A 21,972-nucleotide genomic window follows, 5' to 3' on the forward strand; every position below is an offset into this window, starting at 1 on the left:
CAATCAATTAGATCATTTTGACCTCAAAGTCAAGCCTGCGCCTGAAACACCGTTCCCACCTCGGCCCGGATGATGCGCGCGATCTGGGCGCAATCCGCAAGGCTGAAGGTCAGCGGCAGGCGCATGTCGATGATCCCGCGCAGGATACGGTCACTGGCGGGCATCGGCGTGCTTGGGGCATAGCGCCAGCTGTCATATCGGCTGGTAAAGCCGCTCGGCTCGGCGCCGCCGAACCACTTGAGCTCGACGCCGCGATCAAGACAGCGCTTGAGCACCTCGGCGACCGCCGTGTCCGTCCAATCCAGCAACAGGAACTGGATCGACGAGCCGACCATGGTTTCCTCTGCCGGACGCTCGACCACACCCAGACCCGGCGTGCCGCGCAGGCCATCCTCAACCACGCGATAGCGGTCATTCCATTTCGCGCATTGCGCATCAAGCGCGCGCAGTTGCGGGCGCAAAATCGCGGCCCGCAGATGATCCATCCGCCCCGAGACATTGGGCGTGTCGTATTTCACCCGCTCGAACACCTCGGCGGGGGGCACGGTGCCATTGCGATTATAGAGCATGTAAGAGCCCGACAGCATGATCGCGCGCGCCGCCACCTCGTCGTCATCGGTGACAAACAAGCCGCCCTCGCCGGAATTCATATGCTTGTAGGTCTGGGTCGAATAACAGCCGATCTTGCCCCAGCGACCCGAGGCACGCCCATTCCAGGCGGCGCCCATGGTATGGGCGCAATCCTCGATCACGGTGATGCCAGCCGCGTCGCAAATCGCCATAAGGCGCTCCATATCGCAGATATGGCCGCGCATATGGCTGAGCATCAGAACATCGGCCTGATCGGCCTTGGCCGCCAGATCGTCGAGGTCAATCGTCAGATCTTCGGTCACGCCGACAAAGACCGGCACCGCGCCGACACTGGCAATCGCGCCGGGCACCGGGGCAAGCGTAAAGGCGTTGGTCAGCACCCGGTCACCGGGCACAACGCCGATCGCGCGCAAGGCGGTGCCCATGGCATAGCCCCCCGAGGCCACCGCAAGCGCATAGCGCGCGCCGGTATAGGCGGCAAATTCCTGCTCCAGCAGGGCCACCTCGCCGGGCTCGTCCCCCACCAGATTATAGCGGTGCAACCGCCCGCTCCTGAGCACCTCAAGCGCGGCCGCGATCCCCTCGTCGGGGATCGGCTCCTGCTGGGTGAAACTACCTTTGAAAACCTCTGTCATAGGGTCTGTTTTGGGGCGCAAGCGGGCGCAGGTCAATGGTTTGCGTGCACCAGCCCCCGCTTGTTCAGGAAATCCGAAACCGCGCTATCGCCTGTCGGAAAATATACACCTAGCCAATCAGCCGCGTCACCACCCCGGCCAATTCGTCGTAATGGGCAATTGTCGCCTCGGGGTCCAACTCGCTCACGCTGGCGCCATTTGGCCCGAAGGTCACCAGCACCGAGGGCACCCCGGCGGCACGCGCGGTGTCGCGGTCGGTCGCCGTATCGCCCACCAGCAAAGAGCGCGCCGGATCGCCCCCGGCCCGGCGCACGGTTTCGCGCAGGTGTTCGGGATCGGGTTTGCGCACCGCAAGCGTATCGGCGCCGGTGAGGGCATGAAAGGCATCCAGAACCCCAAGCCGCCCCATCAAAAGCCGCGCCAGCCCCTCGGGCTTGTTGGTGCAGATCGCAACGCCGTACCCCGCGTCGCGCAGCCCCTCGACTGCGGCCATCGCGCCGGGGTAGAGCGTGGTGTGAACGTCGATCGCCCCGGCATAGGCCTCTAGTAAAAGCGGATAGTTGCGGTCGATCTCGGCCAGGTCATCAGCACGGCCCAACCGCTCCAGCCCGAGAGTAAGCATCGCCCGCCCGCCGCGCAGCGCAGTGCCCGCATCACGGGCCGGATCAAGCATATCGCCCTCGCCCATCGCCCGAAAACAGGCGTTGGCCGCCGCAACAAGGTCACCACTGGTATCGGCCAGGGTGCCATCCAAATCAAAAACAACTGTGCGCATCGGCCCTATTTCCTTTGTGTTCAGCACCTTGGCAGATTTCCGCGTACTCCTGTCACATGGCGTAACCTTGATTGATGGAGCGCGCCCTTGCACAAGGGTGCCAACCCGATAAAACGGGGGCGCGTCAATTACAAAGAGAAACCGTATGGCAACCGCCCTGATTATCCTTGCCGCTGGCAAAGGCACCCGCATGAATTCCGATCTGCCCAAGGTGCTGCACCAGGTCGCGCAGGCGCCGATGCTTGTGCATGCCATGCGGTCCGGTCAGGCGCTTGAGCCTGATCACACGATCATTGTCGCCGGCCATGGCGCAGAGGCGGTCACCGCCGCCGCGCAGGACTATGACGACAGCGCACAGGTAGTTTTGCAGACCGAGCAGCTTGGCACCGCCCATGCGGTGGCCCAGGCCGCACCGGCGCTTGGCGATTATTCCGGCGACGCGCTTGTGCTTTATGGTGACACGCCGCTGATCCAGCCCGAAACGCTTGAGCAGATGGCCAAGGCCCGCACCACCCATGATGTTGTCGTGCTTGGGTTCAAGGCCGCCGATCCGGGCCGCTATGGCCGATTGATCATGTCTGGCGACAGTCTTGAGCGGATCGTGGAATTCAAGGATGCCAATGAGACCGAGCGCGCGATCACGCTGTGCAACAGCGGCGTGGTGATGGCCTCGGCGCCGCTGTTGTTCGATCTGATTTCAGAGGTCGGCAATGAAAATGCCAATGGCGAATACTACCTGACCGATATCATCGACATCGCGCGGGCGCGCGGGTTGTCGGCGAGTGCCGTCATCTGCGACGAATCCGAGACCCTCGGCGTCAATTCCCGCATCGAGCTGTCGCAGGCCGAAGCCGCCTTTCAGGCCCGCGCCCGCGCCGCCACGCTGGAGCTTGGGGTCACCCTGCCCGCGCCCGAAACCGTTCATTTCGCCTTTGACACCTATGTGGGCCGCGACACGGTGATTGATCAGAACGTGGTCTTTGGCCCCGGCGTCACGATTGAAACCGGCGCGCATATCCGCGCCTTCAGCCATCTTGAGGGCTGTCATGTGGCGCGCGGCGCGGTGGTGGGGCCCTATGCGCGCCTGCGGCCGGGCACCGAATTGGCCGAGGATACGCGGGTTGGCAATTTCGTCGAGCTCAAGAACGCCCTGATCGGTGAGGGCAGCAAGATCAATCACCTGAGCTATGTCGGCGATGCCGAGATCGGCACCGACAGCAATATCGGCGCCGGCACGATCACCTGCAACTATGACGGGGTGATGAAACATCAGACCCGGATCGGCAACCGGGTGTTTATCGGCTCGAACACCATGCTTGTCGCCCCGGTCAGCGTGGGCGACGAGGCGATGACCGCCTCGGGCTCTGTCATCACCGAGACTGTCGAGGCGGGTGGCCTGGCAATTGCGCGTGCGCGTCAGACTGTTAAGGCGGGCATGGCGCGCAGGCTTATGGACCTGCTCAAGGCCAAGAAGGCAAAACGCGACAAGGGAGAAATCTAATGTGCGGTATCGTTGGGGTTCTGGGCCAGCACGAAGTTGCGCCCATTCTTGTCGAGGCCCTCAAACGGCTTGAATATCGCGGCTATGACAGCGCCGGGATCGCGACCATCGAGAACGGGAAGCTTGACCGCCGCCGCGCCGTTGGCAAGTTGGTCAACCTGTCGGATTTGCTGGTTCACGAACCGCTGGCGGGCAAGATCGGGATCGGTCACACCCGCTGGGCCACCCATGGTGCGCCCAATGTCGCCAATGCCCACCCGCATCGCGCAGGCAAGGTGGCCGTGGTGCACAATGGCATCATCGAGAATTACCGCGAATTGCGCAGCGATCTCGCCGCCGAGGGCATCGGCCATGAGACCGATACCGACACCGAAACCGTTGCTCTTCTGGCGGATCACTACCTTGCTCAGGGCCTTGCCCCGGTTGACGCGGCGCGCGCGACCATTGCCCGGCTTGAAGGCGCCTATGCGCTGTGTTTCCTGTTTGACGGCGAGCCTGACCTTCTGATTGCGGCGCGCAAAGGCAGCCCGCTGGCCGTTGGTCATGGCATCGGCGAGATGTACGTGGGCTCTGACGCCATCGCGCTTGCCCCGATGACCGACCGTGTGACCTATCTTGAAGAAGGTGACATGGCCGTCATCACCCGCACCAGCCTTTTGATCACCGATCACACCCACACCCCGGTCAACCGCGAGGCCCGGACCATCGAGGTCGACAACACCCGCGTCGACAAGGCCGGCCACAAGCATTTCATGGCCAAGGAAATCGCCGAACAGCCCGCCGTGATTGGCGGGGCTCTTGGCCATTACCTGAGCGAAGATGGCCGCCAAATCACGCTTCCCGGTGAAGAAATTGATTTCAAAAAGATAAATCGCTTCACCATGGTCGCCTGCGGCACAGCCTATTATGCCTGCCTGACTGCGAAATACTGGTTTGAACAGATTGCCGGCCTGCCGGTCGAGGTCGATATCGCCTCTGAATTCCGCTATCGCGAGCCGCCCGTGACGCCCGGCACGGTCGCCCTGTTCGTAAGCCAGTCCGGCGAGACCGCCGACACCCTGGCGGCGCTGCGCTATTGCTCTGGTCGCGCGGATGCGATTTTGTCGGTGGTCAACGTACCGGAAAGCTCGATCGCGCGCGAAAGCGACCTGGCCCTGCCGATCCACGCAGGGGTGGAAATCGGCGTTGCCTCGACCAAGGCCTTTACCTGTCAGCTCACCGTGCTGTTGCTCCTGGCGCTCAAGGCGGCGCAGGCGCGCGGGAGGATCAGTGATGACCGGCTGGCCGATCTGTTGTCGGCGCTGCGCGCCTTGCCCGCGACGCTGAACACTGCGATGGAAAGCAACGAGGACTTCAGGACCGCAGCACGGCTGCTTTCGGCCTCTGACAACGCGCTTTTCCTTGGCCGTGGCCTGATGTATCCGCTGGCCCTTGAGGGCGCACTAAAGCTAAAGGAAATCAGCTATATACACGCCGAAGCTTATCCATCTGGCGAACTCAAGCACGGGCCGATCGCCCTGATTGACGAAACCATGCCGGTGATCGTTCTGGCGCCCTGTGACTCGCTGTTCGACAAGACCGTGTCCAACATGCAAGAGGTGATGGCGCGCGGCGGTCAGATCATGCTGATTTCCGATGCCAAGGGCGCCGCTGATGCGGGCGCCGGGGTTTGGCAGACGCTGACCATGCCGACGGTGGACCCGATCCTGTCGCCGATCCTCTATGCGCTTCCGGTACAGCTTTTGGCCTATCATACCGCCGTTGCCAAAGGTACAGACGTGGACCAACCCCGCAACCTGGCAAAATCGGTGACTGTGGAATGACGACCCTACCCCAATCCGGCGAACAGGCGCTTGACCTGCTTCGGGCCCATGGCGACGCCGAGCGCGCCAAAGGTCTGGCCGAGCATCACAAAGTGCCGCGCGACTACCTTGGCGTGGCGACAGGCACGCTTGGCGATCTTGCGCAGGAATGGCGTCAGGGGCTTGACCTGCCCGCCCGTCTTGCGCTTGCGGATGATCTCTGGAAAACCAACATTTTCGAGGCCCGCATCGTCGCCGCCAAGCTTTTGACCCAAGCGCGCATTCGCCCCGATGACACCGCGGTCTGGGAGATGCTCCTGTCCTGGATGCCCGATTTCGACAGTTGGGCGATTGCCGATCAGGTCATGACCGCCGCGCAAAAGCGTCTGGTCGCCGATCCCTCGCGGATCGAAACCGTCGCCGGTTGGACCACCTCCGACGATCACTGGATCAAGCGCGCGGTGATGATCATCGCCCTGCCCTTTGCCAAGCAAAACCACCCCTCCGAGGCCGAATTGGCCGTTCGCGTGCGGGTCATGGGCTGGGCCGCAGACTATGTGCAGGATGCCGACTGGACCCTGCAGAAATCGGTGGCAGGATGGCTGCGCGATCTGTCCAAGCACGACCCCGAGCGGGTCGAGTATTTCCTGTCAAACCATGCCAGGCACATGAAGCCCTTTGCCCGCAAAGAGGCGGTCAAGTTCCTGCCGCAACAGCCCGCGTCGTAACGGCGCGCGCTACTCTGCCAGCAGATGCACCCGCACCTCTGGCAAGCCGGTCAGAGGCGCCTCCAAAAGGCGGAACGCCGCCAGCGACATCCGGCTTCCGGCGCCTTCAGGGCCATCAAGCGGGATAAGGTCGACCGCGACCGATTTGCCGTTGGCCGGGTAATCCACCCGCCCCTTGGCCGCAGCGCTGACCAGCGGCGTCTTGAGCCAGAACCCAGGTTCTGTCGGTGCGCCGAGCGATGCGATGGTCACGCCAAGATCCCGCGCGCCCGGCTTTGCCGCAACCGCCACCGCCTCGGCGCGCTCTTGCGGGGTGGTCGTGTCAAACGCTGCGGCGGTTTGCGGGGCATTGGCGGGCGGGCGCGTCGACGCGGTGGGCGCGCTCTGCGGCTCCGTAACCACGCTCTCTGCGGGCGGCACATCTGCCTTTGGCGCGAACACACGCTCCACTTGCGCGCAGCCGCCCAAGACAAGACCCAAACCGAAAATCACAACACTATTTCTCATTTGTCCACTTTAGCCCCGCAACAATCGGGCTTCAACGGACAACATGACCCTTGCCCCGCTCGCCCCACGCGCCTAGATTTCAGGCATGAAAACACCTCTTATTGATCCCTTCCATCGCGCGATTAATTATTTGCGCGTCTCCGTCACGGACCGCTGCGATTTTCGCTGCGTCTATTGCATGTCGGAAAACATGACCTTTCTGCCCAAGAAAGAGCTGCTCACGCTGGAAGAGCTTGATCGCATGTGCTCGGCCTTTGTCGGGCTTGGCGTTGAAAAGCTGCGCATCACCGGTGGCGAGCCCTTGGTGCGCAAGGGCATCATGACCTTCTTTGACGCGATGACGCGGCATCTGGACAGCGGCGCCCTGAAAGAGCTGACCCTGACCACCAACGGAAGCCAGATGGAACGCTTTGCCGATGATCTTTACGCGGCGGGCGTGCGCCGGGTGAATATCTCGCTCGATACGCTGGACGATCAGAAATTCGCCGATATCACCCGTTGGGGTCGTCTGCCGCAGGTGATCAAGGGCATTGATGCCGCGCAAAAGGCGGGGCTTCGGGTCAAGATCAACACCGTCGCCCTCAAGGGGTTCAACGAAGACGAGCTGTTCACCCTGCTTGAATGGTGCGCCAGCCGCGACATGGACCTTACCTTTATCGAGGTGATGCCGATGGGCGATATCGGCAACGAGGACCGGCTTGACCAATACTGGAAGCTGTCTGATCTGCGCGCCACCCTGCGCGACCGCCATACACTGACCGACCTGCCCGAGCGCACCGGCGGCCCGGCGCGGTATGTGAGGATCGAGGAAACCGGCCAGAAGATCGGCTTTATCACACCGCTCACCCATAATTTCTGCGAAAGCTGCAACCGCGTGCGCCTGACCTGCACCGGCGAGCTTTACATGTGCCTCGGCCAAGAGGATATGGCAGATCTGCGCGCGCCCCTGCGCAACAACCCCGGCAGCGACGCGCCACTTGAAGCGGCCATTCGCGACGCCATCGCGCACAAGCCGAAAGGCCATGATTTCGACTATTCGCGGCAAGGCGTCGATGGCCGCGTATCGCGCCACATGAGCCATACCGGCGGCTGATGACGCGCGCTCCTGCGCCCCTGCCCCTCCGGCTTTATAGTGCGGCAGCCAACCTTGTCGCGCCGCTGGCCTATGCGCGCGTCAAGGACAAGCTTGCGGCGCAAGGCACCGATCCCGCGCGATTACCGGAACGGATGGGCCGGGCCACGGCCAGGCGCCCCGACGGCCCGCTGATCTGGTTTCACGCCGCCTCTGTCGGCGAGAGCGTGTCGGTGCTGCGCCTGATCACCCATATGGGCGAGGCCTATCCCGGCTGGTCCTTCCTGATCACCTCGGGCACCGCCACCTCGGCGCAGGTGGTGGCAAGCCGCCTGCCGCCGCGCACCACTCACCAATTCGCGCCACTCGATGCGCGCCGCGCGATCGACCGCTTTCTGGCCCATTGGCGCCCAACGGCCGCGATCTTCGTGGAAAGCGAGCTTTGGCCGCAAATGCTGGCGCGCAGCCACGCCGCAGGCATCCCGATGGCGCTGATCAACGCGCGCATATCGGATGGCTCGGCGCGCAACTGGAAACGTGCGCCAAAGACGGCGCGCCATCTTTTGGGGGTTTTCGCCCATATCCACACACAGGACGCCCGCACCACGGCGCATCTGCAAGACCTTGGCCTGCACCATGCCAAGACCGGGCAGAACCTCAAGTCGCTCTCGGGGGCTCTGCCGTTCGATCCCGCCGAGAAAGACCGGATGACCCGCCTGATCTCGGGGCGGGCGGTCTGGCTGGCAAGCTCGACCCACCCCGGCGAGGACGATCTGATGCTGGCCGCGCATAAGACAGTCCTGCAACAGGCCCCCGACGCCCTGCTGATCCTCGTGCCGCGCCATCCCGAACGCGGGTTGGCGCTTGAAACGCTGATCGCGACCAGCGGGCTCAGCGGCGCGCGCCGCGCCATTGGCGGCCAGATCACCGGCCAGACCCAAGTTTACCTTGCCGATACCCTTGGCGAAACCGGGCTGTGGTATGCGCTTTGCCCGCTGACTTGTCTTTGTGGCTCCTTCACGCCGGTGGGCGGCCACAATCCTTACGAGCCCGCCTATGCCGGATCGGCCATTCTACATGGCCCGCTTTATAAGAACTTCGCCGATACCTACCCTTTGATCGACGCCTCCGGCGCGGCACTTGAGGTAGCGGATGCGACCGAGCTGGCGCAGGCCCTGATCACACAGCTCACCGACCCCGCCGCACTTGAGGCCGTGCGCTCCCGCGCCCGCGCCTTCGCCGCCGCGCAGGAAAACGTCCTTGATCAGATCACCACCGACCTGATCTCGGCGCTTGACCTGGAGGGCGTGCAATGACCCTGACTTTCATCGTTCCAAAAATACTCAAATCCAACCGGCCCGCCAAATGCCAGAGTTGATCGTGACCAATTTCAACCGCAATTTCACCGGCGTCTCGGCGACGGCTGCGGGTGTGGTGCGTGTGCAGATGGGCCGCTATGACATGGCACTGGCGGGGGTGGGCCTGCCCGGCTGCCCGGCCCCGATAAGCCGCGCCGAAGCGCGCGCGCTCTCGCGCACACCGCCGCCGAACCGCGCCTTCACGATCTGGCACGTCCGGCGCAACACCGAGATGCGCGCGGCGATCTGGGCGCGCGATGTGCTGGGGCTGCCGATCCGCATCGTCTTTACCTCGGCCGCCCAGCGGCGCCATTCGGCCTTTCCGCGGTGGCTCATCGCGCGGATGGACGCGGTGATTGCCACGACCGAGGCCGCCGCGACATTTGTCCCGCACGTGCGCGCCGTGGTGCCGCATGGCGTGGATTGCGCCCGTTTTCACCCCGCACCGGATCGCGCCGCCGCCTGGGCCAAGACCGGCTTTGGCGGCACCTGCGGCGTTGCCACGATTGGCCGCATTCGCCCCGAAAAAGGCAGCGACCGCTTCGTTGCTGCGATGATCGAGCTGTTGCCGCGCTGCCCCGGTGTCACCGCCCTGCTGATCGGCCGCGCCGCCAAATCGGATCAGCGGTTTCTGGACGGGCTGAAACAACAGATCGCGGCGGCCGACCTCACTGATCGCATTATGTTTCCCGGCGAGGTCGCGCCCGATGCCCTGCCCGCCCTCATGCGCACGCTCAGCGTGGTCGTGCAATTGCCGCGCTACGAAGGCTACGGCATGGCGCCGCTTGAGGGCATGGCAAGCGGCGTGCCCTTCGTGGCCACCGATGCGGGATATTACGACAGCTTTTCGTGTGGCGGCGGTTGCGGTGTGATTGTGCCCGAGGATGCCCCGGCCGAGACCGCCGCAGCCATCGAACGCCTCCTGAGCGCCCCCCAAAGCCATGGCGCCATGGCCCGCGCCGCGCGCGAGGCCGCCCAAACCCGGTTCAGCATCGAGGTCGAAGCCGACGGGATCGGTGCAGTTTATGAAATACTCTGGTCCGGCGCCTAGAGCATGTTGCTCAAAAGTGGGACCCGGTTTTGAGCGTCGACAACATGCGAAATCAATAACTTAGAGCGTGTCGCGTGAATTTTGAGCGAACGCGACACGCTCTAAGGCAGCTCGACCGCCGCCTCGATGGTGCCAAAATCGGGATATTGCAGCAAAACCACCAGCGGCTCATCGCCGCTGATCTGGGTGTCAATCTTGAGTGGCGCGCTGCTGTCCCAGACGGCGAGTTGGGTCATCTCGGTGACGATATTGGAATATTTCAACAGCTTGCCGGCATTCTCGCCGCGTTCAATCGCAACGGTCGCCTCGGGGCGATAGCGCAGCAATTGAACCAGCATCGGCATGTCGTGGGCGACATCGGTCTTGGCCGTGATGCGCAGGAAGTCACCATCGCGGCTGGCATTCAAAACGATGTCGTCGGCGTCAAACCGGTGTTTTTCAATAAGCTCGGTCACATCGCGCGGCCGGTTGCCGACCACGTGATCCTTGCCATTGATGATCATCTGCGGGGTATAGATCATGCGTCGGTCACCGGATTTGGCATAGCCGCGCTGCCGGGCGGTGTGTTCGGGCTTGGCGAAAATGTCGGCCCAGCCGATGTAATCCCAGTAATCCACATGCAGCGACAAGGCGATCACATCGCGCCGCGCCGCAAGTTGTTGCATGAATTCATCGGCGGGCGGGCAGGACGAACAGCCCTGCGAGGTAAACAGCTCAACCACCACGGGCCGTTCCTGCGCCCGCGATGAAACCGGCAGGGCAAGCATCAAGGCGGCGGCAAGGATGGGAATGATCTGTTTCATAAGCTCAGCCTGATCTGGAACGGTTAGCGTTTCATGCTAACATACGTAGGCTGACACGCCGAGAATAACCAATCAAGGTTTCGCGAGACAGGCTTGAAATATTGAAATACGGGCAAATTGTGTGCAATAGTATACAAAAGACCGCCTCCCCCTCTTGATCGAACCCCGCAAATCGGTCAGAAGCAGGGCAAATACTTCCTCATCGAACGTGAAAGGACGGCTCAAATGCCCATTAGCGTCGGACAAGACAGCTCGAATACCCGCAAAACCCTAAAAGTTGGTGACCAATCTGTCGCCTATTATTCGATCAAGGCTGCCGAGGCCGCCGGTCTGGGCGATTTCTCGCGCCTGCCCGCCGCTCTCAAGGTCGTGCTAGAAAACATGTTGCGGTTCGAAGACGGCAAGACCGTCACCACCGACGACATCAAGGCGTTTTCCGAATGGGCCGCGAATGGCGGCCGCGCCAACCGCGAGCTGGCCTATCGCCCGGCCCGCGTGTTGATGCAGGATTTCACCGGCGTTCCGGCGGTGGTTGACCTTGCAGCGATGCGCGACGGGATCGTGGCGCTTGGCGGCAAGGCCGAACAGATCAACCCGCTCAACCCGGTTGACCTCGTGATCGACCACTCGGTGATGATCGACGAATTCGGCAATCCGCGCGCCTTCCAGATGAACGTTGACCGCGAATACGAGCGCAACATGGAGCGTTACCAGTTCCTCAAATGGGGTCAGGGCGCGTTCAACAACTTCCGCGTTGTGCCCCCCGGCACCGGCATCTGTCACCAGGTCAACCTTGAATATCTGGCCCAGACCGTGTGGACCGATGTCGATCAGAACGGCGAGACCGTTGCCTATCCCGACACGCTTGTCGGCACCGACAGCCACACCACCATGATCAACGGCGTGGCGGTTCTTGGCTGGGGCGTTGGCGGGATCGAGGCCGAGGCCGCGATGCTTGGCCAGCCGATTTCGATGCTGATCCCGGAGGTTGTCGGCTTCGAGCTGACCGGCGCGATGCTTGAAGGCACCACCGGCACCGATCTTGTGCTCAAGGTCGTGGAACTGCTGCGCGCCCAGGGCGTTGTCGGCAAGTTCGTTGAATTCTACGGCGCAGGTCTTGATCACCTGCCGCTGGCGGATCGCGCGACCATCGCCAACATGGCGCCGGAATATGGCGCGACCTGTGGCTTCTTCCCGATCGACGATGAGACCCTGCGCTACCTGCGCAACACCGGCCGCGACGAGGCCCGCGTGCAGCTTGTCGAGGCCTATGCCAAGGAAAACGGCTTTTGGCGCGGTGCGGATTACGCGCCGGTCTATACCGCCACGCTTAGCCTTGACATGGGCACCATCGTGCCCGCCATTTCCGGCCCCAAACGCCCGCAGGATTACGTGGCTCTGGATCAGGCGGCGGACAACTTTTTCAACGTGGTGTCGGAATACCGCGGCGAAGACCAGAGCGATGCCGCCGAGGATATGGCCTCTGAGGGCCCCGTGCCTGATGCGATCATCGACCCGCGCAAGTCGCAAAAGGTCGAAGGCGAGGATTACGAGATTCGTGATGGCTCGGTCGTGATCGCCTCGATCACGTCGTGCACCAACACCTCGAACCCCTACGTGATGATCGGCGCCGGCCTTGTGGCGCGCAAGGCGGCCGCGCTTGGCCTTACCCGCAAGCCCTGGGTCAAAACCTCGCTTGCCCCCGGCAGCCAGGTGGTCAGCGCCTATCTTGAGGCCGCCGGCCTTCAGGAAGACCTCGACAAGATCGGCTTCAACCTTGTCGGCTATGGCTGCACCACCTGCATCGGCAACTCTGGTCCGCTGCAGAAAGAAATCTCAGAGGCGATTTCCGCAGGCGACCTGATGGCGACCTCCGTGTTGTCGGGCAACCGCAACTTTGAGGGTCGTATTTCGCCCGACGTGCGCGCCAACTATCTGGCCTCGCCGCCGCTTGTGGTGGCCTATGCTCTGGCCGGTGACATGAATATCGACATCTCCAAAGACCCGATCGCGCAGACGCCCGAGGGCAAGGATGTCTATCTCAAGGATATCTGGCCGACCTCGAAAGAAGTGGCCGATCTGGTCGAACAGACCGTCACCCGCGAGGCGTTCCAGTCGAAATATGCCGATGTCTTCAAAGGCGACGAAAAGTGGCAGGGTGTCGAGACGTCAGAGGGCGAGACATACGATTGGCCCGCGCAATCGACCTATGTCCAGAACCCGCCCTACTTCAAAGGCATGTCCAAGGACCCCGGCACGATCAGCAATATCGAGGACGCCCGCGTTCTGGCGCTTTTGGGCGATATGGTCACCACCGACCACATCTCGCCTGCGGGCTCGTTCAAGGAAGACACTCCGGCCGGCAAGTACCTCACCGAGCGTCAGGTGCCGGTGCGCGAATTCAACTCTTACGGCTCGCGTCGTGGCAACCACGAGGTGATGATGCGCGGCACCTTCGCCAATATCCGCATCAAGAACGAGATGCTGGACGGGGTTGAAGGCGGTTACACCAAGGGCCCCGATGGCGCACAGACCTCGATCTTTGACGCCGCCGAGGCCTATCAGGCCAACGGCACCCCGCTGGTCGTCTTTGGTGGCGAGCAGTATGGCGCCGGGTCGTCGCGTGACTGGGCCGCCAAGGGCACTGCCCTCTTGGGCGTCAAGGCCGTGATCGCCGAGAGCTTTGAGCGTATTCACCGCTCCAACCTGGTTGGCATGGGAGTGATCCCGTTCGAATTTACCGGTGGCGACAGCCGCAAGTCCCTTGCCCTCACAGGCGAGGAAAGCATTTCGATCTCGGGTCTCGACACGATCAAACCGTTGCAGGAAGTGCCCTGCACGATCGCCTACGCCGACGGCACGGTGAAAGAGATCATGATCAAGTGCCGGATCGATACCGCGATCGAGATCGAATATATCGAACACGGCGGCGTTCTGCATTACGTGCTGCGCAACCTGGCCAAATCGGCGGCCTAAACGTTCAAGGCATAAGAAGACAGATAAATGCGGCTCCGAAAGGGCCGCATTTTTTCCATTCAAGGCGATATTTTCGCAACAAACATCTACTTTAGGGTGTATTTGGAACGATTGTTCCTTGATTAGATCTCTAGATTTTTTTAGTCAGCATTATTGATTAAGGGAACTATGTAATGAGTCTATCGACTGAACAGATGGTGCTCGTTGAGCAACGACTAAGTAATGAGAAAAAATCTATTGGAATGGTATACCTGCTTTGGTTGTTTTTGGGTGTCCTGGGTATTCATCGCTTTTATCTGGGTAAAACGCGTAGTGCAGTTGGGATGCTGGTTCTGACTATCTTGGGTGGATTCACGCTTATGGTTTCCATAGGTGCTTTTTTACTGATTGGCCTCGGTATCTGGCTGCTAGTTGACGCGTTTCTCATTCCTGGCATGATTAAGGCGGATTCGCAGGCGAAGCGCGCTATGATCGCGAATGAAGTGAACATCATGGCAAACTCAAAATTCACCTGATCCTTTTCGAGCGCAGGTCGCGTGCCAAGCGATTTCGACAAGACGAGATGACGAACTGAGGGCGGTCCACAGCGGGCCGCCCTTTTTGCAGTCTGCGCAAAAACCCGCCGCTGCACCGCAGAAACGCGCCATTTTTCGACAGCGTCATGCGGATGACACAAGCGTGAGGATATCCCCTCTTTCAAATGTGCCCAATGCAACCAACCTTGGATGCAAGCCGATAGAAAGGAATATCCGATGCGTACTGCTCTCATTCTTCTGCAGGCAGGTCTTTTGAGCTTTCTTGCCGTTTATGGTGCCCATGGCGAGGCGCACACCGGCTATGCCTGCCCCCTGCGCGCCACAATGAGCGACACGCCTTGCGGCGAGTGACGTGACAGCCCCGCCCTAGCGGGCCTCTTCAATCGCGGGCAGGATGGTGCTTTGCATCACCCGGCTGGTGATTGGCCCGGCAAAGCGCAGCACGATATTGCCCTCGCCGTCGATCACATAAGTCTCGGGCACGCCGTAGACGCCCCAGTTGAGCGCCATGCGCCCCTTTTCATCGGCGCCCATGGCGGCATAGGGATTGCCCAGCTCATCCAGAAAGCCAAGCGCATTCGCGGGCTTGTCCTTGTAATTGACACCGTAGATCGTGATCCCCTGCTCTGCGAGGGTTTCAAGGTTGGGATGCTCGACGCGGCAGGGCGCGCACCAGCTTGCCCAGTAATTCACCAGCTTGACCTTGCCATCGCGCAGGTCGCCATCGCCAAACACCGGCCCCGTACCAAGCGCCGTGACCTCGACGGCGGGCGCCTGTTTGCCCTTGAGTGCCGAAGGCAGCTCGTTGGGATTGTCACGCTGCAACCCGATAAAGGCAAGGCCTGCAAACCCCGCGAAGATCACCAGCGGCGCAAGCATGAGCGGCGAAAGCTTAGCCATTTGATTTCACCTTTTTTTCAATCTCTTGAAGTTGTTTCTTGACGCGTTTTGAGCGCATCGTGCTGAACAGGATCAACCCGATGATCAGGGCAATCGAGACTGCATAAGACGACAAAACCGCCTCGGCGTATTTTCCAAGATCCGGCATCATGCCCCCATTCTTTCACGTGCCAAAAGCACCCGCATCCGGCGGGCGCGAATTTCTGTGCGCGTGCGCAATAGCACAAGCGCCACGAACAACAACACGAACCCCGCGATGCAGACCAGCAGCGGATACCAGAACACATCGGCGACGTTCTCTTCCTTATCAAGGCTAAGCGAAGCGCCCTGATGCAGGCCCTGATTCCAGAAGTTCACCGCATAGCGGCTGAGCAGGGCAAAGACCGAGCCGACAAGGCAGAGGATACTTGTAAGATCGGCGGCGGTGTCGTCATTCTCGATCGCCTCCCAGAGGGCGATATAACCCAGGTAAAACAGGAACAGGATCAGGAAACTGGTCAAACGCGGATCCCAGGCCCACCATGTGCCCCACATCGGCTGGCCCCATATCGCCCCGGTGATCAGCGCGATCACCGTCATCACAAGGCCCACCGGCGCCGCCGCGCGGGCCGCAAGGGCGCTGACGTGGTGGCGGCGCACGATCCAGACCAGCGAGGTCACCAGCATCATCATCCAGGCGTTGATCGCCATAAGCGCGCTTGGCACATGCAGGTAGATGATCTTGACGGTCGATCCCTGCCGGTAATCCTCGGGCGTGAAGAAGAACCCCCAGATCAGCCCAAGCACAAGCGCAAGCGCCGCCAAGCCGGCCACCCAGGGCAAAACCCGGTCGGTGGTCTGGATAAATTTCTTGGGGTTTGCATACGCCCAGAGTGTGTTCAAGTTCATCCCAAATCCCATATGTCTAGCGCAGATTGACCCTTAGTACCGCAGCCGAGGCGAAAGGCAAAAGCGCGATGGTGCCGCAGGTGATCCCGGCCAGCATCAAAAGAGGCGTCGTGGTATCAAAACCTTCGGCCCCGCGCCGCGCCATCTCGGCGCCAAAGATCAATGTAGGCACATAAAGCGGCAGCACAAGCAAGCTCAGCAACAGCCCGCCCCGCTTGAGCCCCACGGTCAGCGCCGCGCCAAAGGTGCCGATCACGCTGAGCGCCGGGGTGCCCAGCAACAGCGAAAGCACCAGCGGCTGATAGCCTGCGGTGGGCATGTTGAGCAACAAAGCAAAGACCGGCGCCGCCAGCACGAGCGGCAGGCCCGTGGTCACCCAATGCGCAAGCGCCTTGATGGTGACAATCGCCTCCATCGGCAGCGGCGAGGTCGCCAAAAGGTCAAGGCTGCCGTCTTCCCAGTCGAGCGCGAAAATCCGGTCGAGCGACAGCAGGCAGGACAACAGCGCCCCAAGCCAGAGGATGCCAGGCGCGATGGTCGCCAAAAGCGCGCTTTGCGGCCCGACGCCAAACGGCACCAGCGTCACCACGATCAGGAAAAACGCCAGCCCGAGGCCAAAGCCGCCGCCCGCGCGCATCGCAAGCCTGAAATCCCGGATCAAAAGCGCGATCATAAAAAGGCCCCGTCAAAATCGTCATGCTCAAGCGGGCGTGCCTTGAAGGGGGTGACATCAAGCACCTCTGCCTCGGACAGGCCAAGGTCGATATGCGTGGCGATCACCGCAAGCCCGCCCGCCGCAAGATGGGCGCGCACGGCGGCGGCGAACATCGCCACGGCCTCGACGTCAAGCGACACGGTCGGCTCGTCCAGCACCCAGATCTCGCGCCCGGTCACCAACAGGCGCGCCAGGCCAAGGCGGCGCTTTTGCCCGGCCGAAAGCGCGCCGGCGGGGCGCTCGCCAAGCGGGGCAAGCTGAAACGCCGCCATCGCGCCGGAAATGTCGCTATTGCCAAAGGCCTGCGCCCAGAATTCAAGGTTCTCGCGCACCGTGAGCGTCGCCTTGATGCCATCGGCGTGGCCTGCGTAAACAAGCGCCTCGGCGGGCGCGTCAACCTCGCCCGACACGGGCGGTTGCAGCCCGGCAATGGTGCGCAAAAGCGTGGTCTTGCCGATCCCGTTGGGCCCGCGCAACACAAGCGCCTGACCGGGGGCAAGCGCAAACGACAGCCCCTCAAGCACCCGGATACCGCCGCGCGCGACGCTCAGATCACTGACACGTAGCCCCATCCCGCGGCTCACACCGGCAAAAGCGCCACTGCCACGCGCCGCCCTTCGGACAAGAGCACGTTATAGGTGCGACAGGCGGTCGGCGAGGTCATGGTTTCAACGCCAAGCCCCGCCCCCTCAAGGGCTATGCGCAGGGCGCTCGGGATATGCGCCATCTCGGGGCCGGTGCCGATGAACAGCACGTCGATATCGCCGACAAGCGCCAGAAGCGCCTCGGTGTCGGCGTAGCCCCCCCAGCCGCGCGCGCCGGTGACGGTGACCAATATCGGCCCTTCCATCACCTGTCCGGCGACGCGAAAAAATCCCGGTCCATAGCCGTCAATCGGGGTGGCCCCGTCAAAGCTTATCTCGGTCATATGCATGCTCAGGCTCCCTTATGTCCAGAGTGGCAGGCCGCTTAGCACGGCCAGGGCGATCACGCTATAGGCCGCCCAACGGTAAAGCCGCTGGTGGCGCGGGTCAAACAGCGCTTGGCCGATCAGCGAGGTGATGAAATAGGGCACCGCCAGCGTCAGCGCCAAGAGCGCGGTCGTCCATTCCAGATCGCCGCTCGACAAGAGGTTCACCGCGATCACCACGTCAAGCGCGGCCAGGAACAGGATCGTGTTGGCGCGCACCGATTGCGCCGCTGACTGGCCCGCCAGATAGAACAGGATCACCACCGGCCCGGTCAGCCCGGTCATCCCGCCAATCACCCCGGCCATCGCGCCAATCGCCAAAAGCATCGGCCGCGAGACGATGCCGGAAAACCGCCAGCCCGCCACAAGCGCGCCAAGGGTAATCGCCGCCACCGCCGCCACCACCCAACGGATCGTCTCCGCCTCCAGCACCTGCATAAGCCAGAGACCAAGCGGCACGGTCACAAGCGCGGCAAGCGCCAGAAGCCCGACCTCGCGCCGGTCCGCCTGTCGCCAGGCGCGCGGCAATAGGACGAAGGTGCTGACGATGCCGGTCAGGGTCATCACCCCGACCACGGTTTGGGGCGCAAGAAAGATCCCCGCAACCGGCACGAAGACAAGCGCCGTGCCAAAGCCGGTAAAGCCCCGCACGATCCCCGCAACCGCAATCGCCAGCAAAAGCCAGATCAGTCCGGGCGTGGCCCAGACCTGCAACAGCAGATCAGGCATCAACGTTCGCGAACTGGTTTCCGGTATTGGCATCCGGCTTGGACCAGTCCCGCTTGACGCCAAGCCAGAGCAGGATCGTGCTTGCCACGAAGATCGACGAATAGGTGCCGACAATCACGCCCCAGATCATCGCAAAGACAAAGCCCCGGATCACATCACCACCAAGGAAATAGAGCGCCAGAAGCGCCAGAAGCGTGGTGACAGAGGTCATCATCGTGCGCGACAGGGTTTCGTTGATCGACAGGTTCAACACCTCGCTCAGCGGCTTTTGCTTGTACTTGCGCAGGTTCTCGCGGACCCGGTCAAACACCACCACCGTATCGTTGAGCGAATAGCCGACGATGGTCAAAAGCGCGGCGATGATCGCAAGATCGAACTGAATCTGGATTTCCGAGAACACGCCGATGGTGAGCATAACGTCGTGGACAAGCGCCACAACCGCGCCGACCGCGAACTGCCATTCAAAGCGCATCCAGATATAGATAAGCACCGCGCCAATCGCCAGAATGACCGCGATCACGGCGGTCTGGATCAACTCGCCCGAGACCTTGGGACCAACGCTTTCGACCGAGGTGAATTTGACATCCGGCACCGCCTTTTGCAAAGCGGACTCGACGGTAAGGATCATCTCTGCCGAGACGCTTTCCTGATCATCCTGCGCCTGAATGCGGATCATCGACACGTTCTGATCCTCGCCAAAGGTCGGATCGAACACCTCGGTGATGCTGATATCGCCAAGCTCCAGCCCATCCATCGCGCCGCGGTAGGTGGCGATATCAACCGGTTCGGCGCTTTGGGTGCGGATCGTGGTGCCGCCTTTGAAATCAATGCCGAAATTCAGCCCCTGAAGCCCGAAAGACCCAATAGCGATCACGATCATAACCGCCGAAATGCCAAGCGACATCTTCCAGCGGCTAAAAAAGTCCCAGCTTGTTTCCTGCGGCACAAGCCGGAGCGCGCGCCCTGTAAGCACGGTTTTGGGGCGGCGGCGTTCAAACCAGATCACCGCGATCAGACGGGTCACGAACAGCGCGGTAAAGACCGAGGTGATGATACCAAGCCCAAGCGTAATCGCAAAGCCGCGCACCGGACCAGAGCCCATGGCATAAAGGATCACCGCTGTCAGGAAGGTGGTCAGGTTGGCATCGACAATCGCACTCATCGCCTTTTCATAGCCAAGCTCGATGGCGCGCGCCGGGCCCTTGGCCGACTTCATCTCTTCCTTGATGCGCTCGAAGACAAGTACGTTCGCATCCACCGCCATCCCGATGGTTAACACGATCCCCGCGATCCCCGGAAGGGTCAGCGTGGCGCCGATCATGCTCAGCAGGCCAAAGATCAGGCCGACGTTCACAATCAGCGCGATATTGGCGAAAATCCCGAAGGTGCCATAGCTCGCGAACATGAAGACAAGCACCAGCACGAAGGCCACGATACAGGCGATCTTGCCCGCCTCGATGCTATCGGCGCCAAGTTCCGGGCCAACGGTGCGTTCCTCAAGAAATTCAAGCCCCGCAGGCAAGGCCCCTGCCCGCAAAAGAACCGCAAGCTTGGTGCTTTCCTCGACGTTGAAATTGCCGGTGATGATGCCCGATCCGCCGGCGATATGGCTCTGGATCACGGGCGCGCTGATCACTTCGCTGTCAAGCACGATGGCAAAGGGGTTGCCGATGTTCTCGGCGGTGTAATCGCCAAATTTGCGTGCGCCGGTCGGATTGAACCGGAACGAGACCGCCGGGCGGCCGTTCTGGTCAAAATCGGGCTGCGCATCGACGAGTTCCTCGCCGGTGACCACCGGGGCGCGTTCCAGGATGTAATAGACGCCCTCGTCATCCAGCGAGGGCAGAACCTCGTTGCCGGCACCGGGGCGTTCTTCGGCGTTCGAGGTGCGGCTGACCACCGGTTGAAAGGTCAGCTGGGCGGTGGTGCCGATGATCTGCTTGAGTTCGGCCGCGCTTCCGACGCCGGGCACCTGGATCAGGATGCGGTCGGCGCCCTGACGCTGAATCGTGGGTTCGCGGGTGCCGACCTCGTCGATCCGGCGGCGGATGATCTCGAGCGCCTGACGCACGGTGCGGTCATCGGTGGCAAGCTGTTCGGCCTCGCTCAGGCGGACGATGATTTCACCGGCTTCGGCGCTGACGTCGATATCGCTGGCCCCGGCCCCGGTCAGGCTTGTGACCGGACGCGCCAGACCGCGCACAAGGCTGGCCGCCTCGCTCGCCATTTCCGGGCGCTCGACAAGGCGCACGCGCAACTCTGCGTTCTCGGTGGATTGCAGACGGATCGGGCCGATGCGGTCGCGCTCTTCGCGCAGCAGGTCCCGCACCTCGGGCCACATGCCCTCGACCCGCGCCTGATAGACATCCGCGACCTTGACCTCGGCCAGAAGATGCGCGCCGCCGCGCAGATCAAGCCCAAGATTGACCAGCCCCGAGGGCATCCAGTCGGGCCATTGCGACAGCGCCTGCTTGATCTCTGGCGTCTCGGCATTGCCCGCCTCGACGGCGGCGACGGCGTCGTTATGGGCCTCGACCCGCGGGTAGAAAGCATTCGGCAGGGCCAGCCACAGACCAAGGGCGACAACCCCCCAGATACACAGGCGTTTCCACAGGTCAATTTGCAGCATAATCCTGCCTTTTCAGAGAGTTACAATAGGTCTTCGAGCTTAGCCTTCGGCGGGCTCGGTCTTGGAGAGAACCTGCGCGATGGTCGAGCGTACAACCCGCACCTTGACGCCCTCGGAAAGCTCGACCTCGACCTCGTTGTCGTCTTTGACCTTATGCACCTTGCCGATAAGCCCGCCCTGGGTGACGACCTGATCGCCACGGCGCAGCGCATCAACCATCGCCTTGTGTTCCTTGAGTTTTTTCTGCTGCGGACGGATCAGCAGGAAATACATGATCGCGAAAATCAGGATAAGCGGGATAAACTGGCCAAAGGCTTCCATAGGGTTGTGTCCTTATAGGTTGGCGCGGGACTGCCCCCGCGAATTGTTGCGGAAACTAGGCGCGGCGGTTGGGTTTTGCAAGGCGCGAAAGCAAGCTATGGCCGAGGGATTGCCCGGACAAGCCCAGAGGCCCAAAGTGTCGCGCCTTGTGGCGCGTCCCGTTTCGCGGCAAGGTTGTGATATAGGTGGGTAAAAAGGCGGCGTATTGTGAAACAGACTGAACCACTACCGGCTGGCGCCGGTAGGATCAGCGATGTGCTGTTCCAGGTACTGAAGATGGGGTGGTTGCCGCCCTCCCCTGACGGCATCGCAATGTGCCAAGATGGTGGTCTGTAGACCATCTAACGGAGAGGACGGCAAAATGAAGGATACAATGATTGGTGTAGATCTGGCGAAGAGTATTTTCCAGGTTCACGGGGCATTGCTGTCGGGGAAGGAACAATTCCGCAAAAAACTGACACGGCCCCAGTTCTGGAAATTCATGT

The 21,972-nt window shown here is 61.8% G+C and carries 22 protein-coding genes and 1 pseudogene; 10 read left to right on the forward strand and 13 right to left on the reverse strand.

All coding sequences use genetic code 11. The features are described from left to right. Positions 1-29: 29 nt before the first annotated feature. Together ROG8370_RS02105 and ROG8370_RS02110 are read right to left on the reverse strand one after the other, a co-directional pair. Positions 30-1,226: a DegT/DnrJ/EryC1/StrS family aminotransferase gene (locus ROG8370_RS02105; RefSeq protein ID WP_085825427.1), complete on the reverse strand. Its 1,197-nt coding sequence runs from the start codon at positions 1,224-1,226 to the stop codon at positions 30-32. 109 nt (positions 1,227-1,335) lie between these two features. Beyond that, entirely contained in the window at positions 1,336-2,001 is a 666-nt protein-coding gene (locus ROG8370_RS02110; RefSeq protein ID WP_085825428.1) for an HAD-IA family hydrolase, read from the reverse strand. 145 nt (positions 2,002-2,146) lie between these two features. Between ROG8370_RS02110 and glmU the strand changes: the two genes are divergently transcribed. From glmU to ROG8370_RS02125, 3 genes are read left to right on the forward strand one after another with little or no spacing between them, the layout of a single operon-like run. Next, positions 2,147-3,502, forward strand: a complete 1,356-nt coding sequence (gene glmU, locus ROG8370_RS02115) for a bifunctional UDP-N-acetylglucosamine diphosphorylase/glucosamine-1-phosphate N-acetyltransferase GlmU (RefSeq protein ID WP_085825429.1) — start codon at positions 2,147-2,149, stop codon at positions 3,500-3,502. Continuing rightward, positions 3,502-5,325, forward strand: a complete 1,824-nt coding sequence (gene glmS, locus ROG8370_RS02120) for a glutamine--fructose-6-phosphate transaminase (isomerizing) (RefSeq protein ID WP_085825430.1) — start codon at positions 3,502-3,504, stop codon at positions 5,323-5,325. The genes glmU and glmS overlap by 1 nt, the downstream gene beginning before the upstream one ends. After that, positions 5,322-6,032: a DNA alkylation repair protein gene (locus ROG8370_RS02125; RefSeq protein WP_085825431.1), complete on the forward strand. Its 711-nt coding sequence runs from the start codon at positions 5,322-5,324 to the stop codon at positions 6,030-6,032. Before glmS ends, ROG8370_RS02125 begins: the two co-directional genes overlap by 4 nt. A 9-nt stretch (positions 6,033-6,041) precedes the next feature. Here ROG8370_RS02125 and ROG8370_RS02130 read toward each other — a convergent pair whose 3' ends face one another. Beyond that, positions 6,042-6,539, reverse strand: coding sequence for a hypothetical protein (locus ROG8370_RS02130; RefSeq protein WP_085825432.1), 498 nt, complete (start codon positions 6,537-6,539; stop codon positions 6,042-6,044). 85 nt (positions 6,540-6,624) lie between these two features. On the opposite strand from ROG8370_RS02130, the gene moaA reads away from it, so the two are divergent. From moaA to ROG8370_RS02145, 3 genes are read left to right on the forward strand one after another with little or no spacing between them, the layout of a single operon-like run. Further along, positions 6,625-7,632, forward strand: coding sequence for a GTP 3',8-cyclase MoaA (gene moaA, locus ROG8370_RS02135; RefSeq protein ID WP_085825433.1), 1,008 nt, complete (start codon positions 6,625-6,627; stop codon positions 7,630-7,632). Beyond that, on the forward strand, positions 7,632-8,927 hold the full coding sequence (locus ROG8370_RS02140; RefSeq protein ID WP_085825434.1) for a 3-deoxy-D-manno-octulosonic acid transferase: 1,296 nt from the start codon (positions 7,632-7,634) through the stop codon (positions 8,925-8,927). The genes moaA and ROG8370_RS02140 overlap by 1 nt, the downstream gene beginning before the upstream one ends. A gap of 49 nt (positions 8,928-8,976) precedes the next feature. After that, a complete protein-coding gene (locus tag ROG8370_RS02145) occupies positions 8,977-10,020 on the forward strand; it encodes a glycosyltransferase family 4 protein (protein ID WP_085825435.1) in 1,044 nt (347 codons plus the stop codon). Positions 10,021-10,121: 101 nt separating this feature from the next. Here ROG8370_RS02145 and ROG8370_RS02150 read toward each other — a convergent pair whose 3' ends face one another. Then, positions 10,122-10,823 carry a DUF1223 domain-containing protein gene (locus ROG8370_RS02150; RefSeq protein ID WP_085825436.1) on the reverse strand — a complete coding sequence of 234 codons (702 nt, stop codon included), beginning with the start codon at positions 10,821-10,823 and terminating at the stop codon, positions 10,122-10,124. Between the two features lie 225 nt (positions 10,824-11,048). On the opposite strand from ROG8370_RS02150, the gene acnA reads away from it, so the two are divergent. The 3 genes from acnA to ROG8370_RS21225 all read left to right on the forward strand — a co-directional run bounded on the left by acnA (position 11,049) and on the right by ROG8370_RS21225 (position 14,686). Further along, positions 11,049-13,799 carry an aconitate hydratase AcnA gene (gene acnA, locus ROG8370_RS02155; RefSeq protein ID WP_085825437.1) on the forward strand — a complete coding sequence of 917 codons (2,751 nt, stop codon included), beginning with the start codon at positions 11,049-11,051 and terminating at the stop codon, positions 13,797-13,799. Positions 13,800-13,972: 173 nt separating this feature from the next. Then, positions 13,973-14,314, forward strand: coding sequence for a TM2 domain-containing protein (locus tag ROG8370_RS02160; RefSeq protein ID WP_085825438.1), 342 nt, complete (start codon positions 13,973-13,975; stop codon positions 14,312-14,314). 237 nt (positions 14,315-14,551) lie between these two features. After that, positions 14,552-14,686, forward strand: a complete 135-nt coding sequence (locus tag ROG8370_RS21225) for a hypothetical protein (protein WP_281252684.1) — start codon at positions 14,552-14,554, stop codon at positions 14,684-14,686. Positions 14,687-14,701: 15 nt separating this feature from the next. Here the strand turns inward: ROG8370_RS21225 and ROG8370_RS02165 are convergent, their stop codons facing one another. From ROG8370_RS02165 to yajC, 9 genes are read right to left on the reverse strand one after another with little or no spacing between them, the layout of a single operon-like run. After that, on the reverse strand, positions 14,702-15,235 hold the full coding sequence (locus tag ROG8370_RS02165) for a DsbE family thiol:disulfide interchange protein (RefSeq protein ID WP_073193930.1): 534 nt from the start codon (positions 15,233-15,235) through the stop codon (positions 14,702-14,704). Further along, positions 15,228-15,386, reverse strand: a complete 159-nt coding sequence (gene ccmD / locus ROG8370_RS02170) for a heme exporter protein CcmD (RefSeq protein ID WP_085825439.1) — start codon at positions 15,384-15,386, stop codon at positions 15,228-15,230. The genes ROG8370_RS02165 and ccmD overlap by 8 nt, the downstream gene beginning before the upstream one ends. After that, a complete protein-coding gene (locus ROG8370_RS02175) occupies positions 15,383-16,123 on the reverse strand; it encodes a heme ABC transporter permease (RefSeq protein WP_085825440.1) in 741 nt (246 codons plus the stop codon). Before ROG8370_RS02175 ends, ccmD begins: the two co-directional genes overlap by 4 nt. 16 nt (positions 16,124-16,139) lie before the next feature. Beyond that, entirely contained in the window at positions 16,140-16,796 is a 657-nt protein-coding gene (gene ccmB / locus ROG8370_RS02180; RefSeq protein ID WP_085825441.1) for a heme exporter protein CcmB, read from the reverse strand. After that, positions 16,793-17,410: a heme ABC exporter ATP-binding protein CcmA gene (gene ccmA, locus ROG8370_RS02185; RefSeq protein ID WP_085825442.1), complete on the reverse strand. Its 618-nt coding sequence runs from the start codon at positions 17,408-17,410 to the stop codon at positions 16,793-16,795. Before ccmA ends, ccmB begins: the two co-directional genes overlap by 4 nt. Before the next feature lie 8 nt (positions 17,411-17,418). Then, a complete protein-coding gene (locus tag ROG8370_RS02190; protein ID WP_085825443.1) occupies positions 17,419-17,772 on the reverse strand; it encodes an Mth938-like domain-containing protein in 354 nt (117 codons plus the stop codon). 12 nt (positions 17,773-17,784) lie between these two features. Further along, positions 17,785-18,537, reverse strand: a complete 753-nt coding sequence (locus tag ROG8370_RS02195; RefSeq protein ID WP_085825444.1) for a sulfite exporter TauE/SafE family protein — start codon at positions 18,535-18,537, stop codon at positions 17,785-17,787. Then, entirely contained in the window at positions 18,530-21,166 is a 2,637-nt protein-coding gene (gene secD, locus ROG8370_RS02200; protein ID WP_085825445.1) for a protein translocase subunit SecD, read from the reverse strand. Before secD ends, ROG8370_RS02195 begins: the two co-directional genes overlap by 8 nt. A gap of 39 nt (positions 21,167-21,205) precedes the next feature. Next, on the reverse strand, positions 21,206-21,487 hold the full coding sequence (gene yajC, locus ROG8370_RS02205; protein WP_085825446.1) for a preprotein translocase subunit YajC: 282 nt from the start codon (positions 21,485-21,487) through the stop codon (positions 21,206-21,208). Between the two features lie 361 nt (positions 21,488-21,848). Here yajC and ROG8370_RS21365 point away from each other — a divergent pair. Next, positions 21,849-21,972, forward strand: a pseudogene (locus ROG8370_RS21365) (IS110 family RNA-guided transposase); the annotation flags it as partial.

Source organism: Roseovarius gaetbuli (assembly GCF_900172365.1).
GTDB classification, from domain to species: Bacteria; Pseudomonadota; Alphaproteobacteria; order Rhodobacterales; family Rhodobacteraceae; genus Roseovarius; species Roseovarius gaetbuli.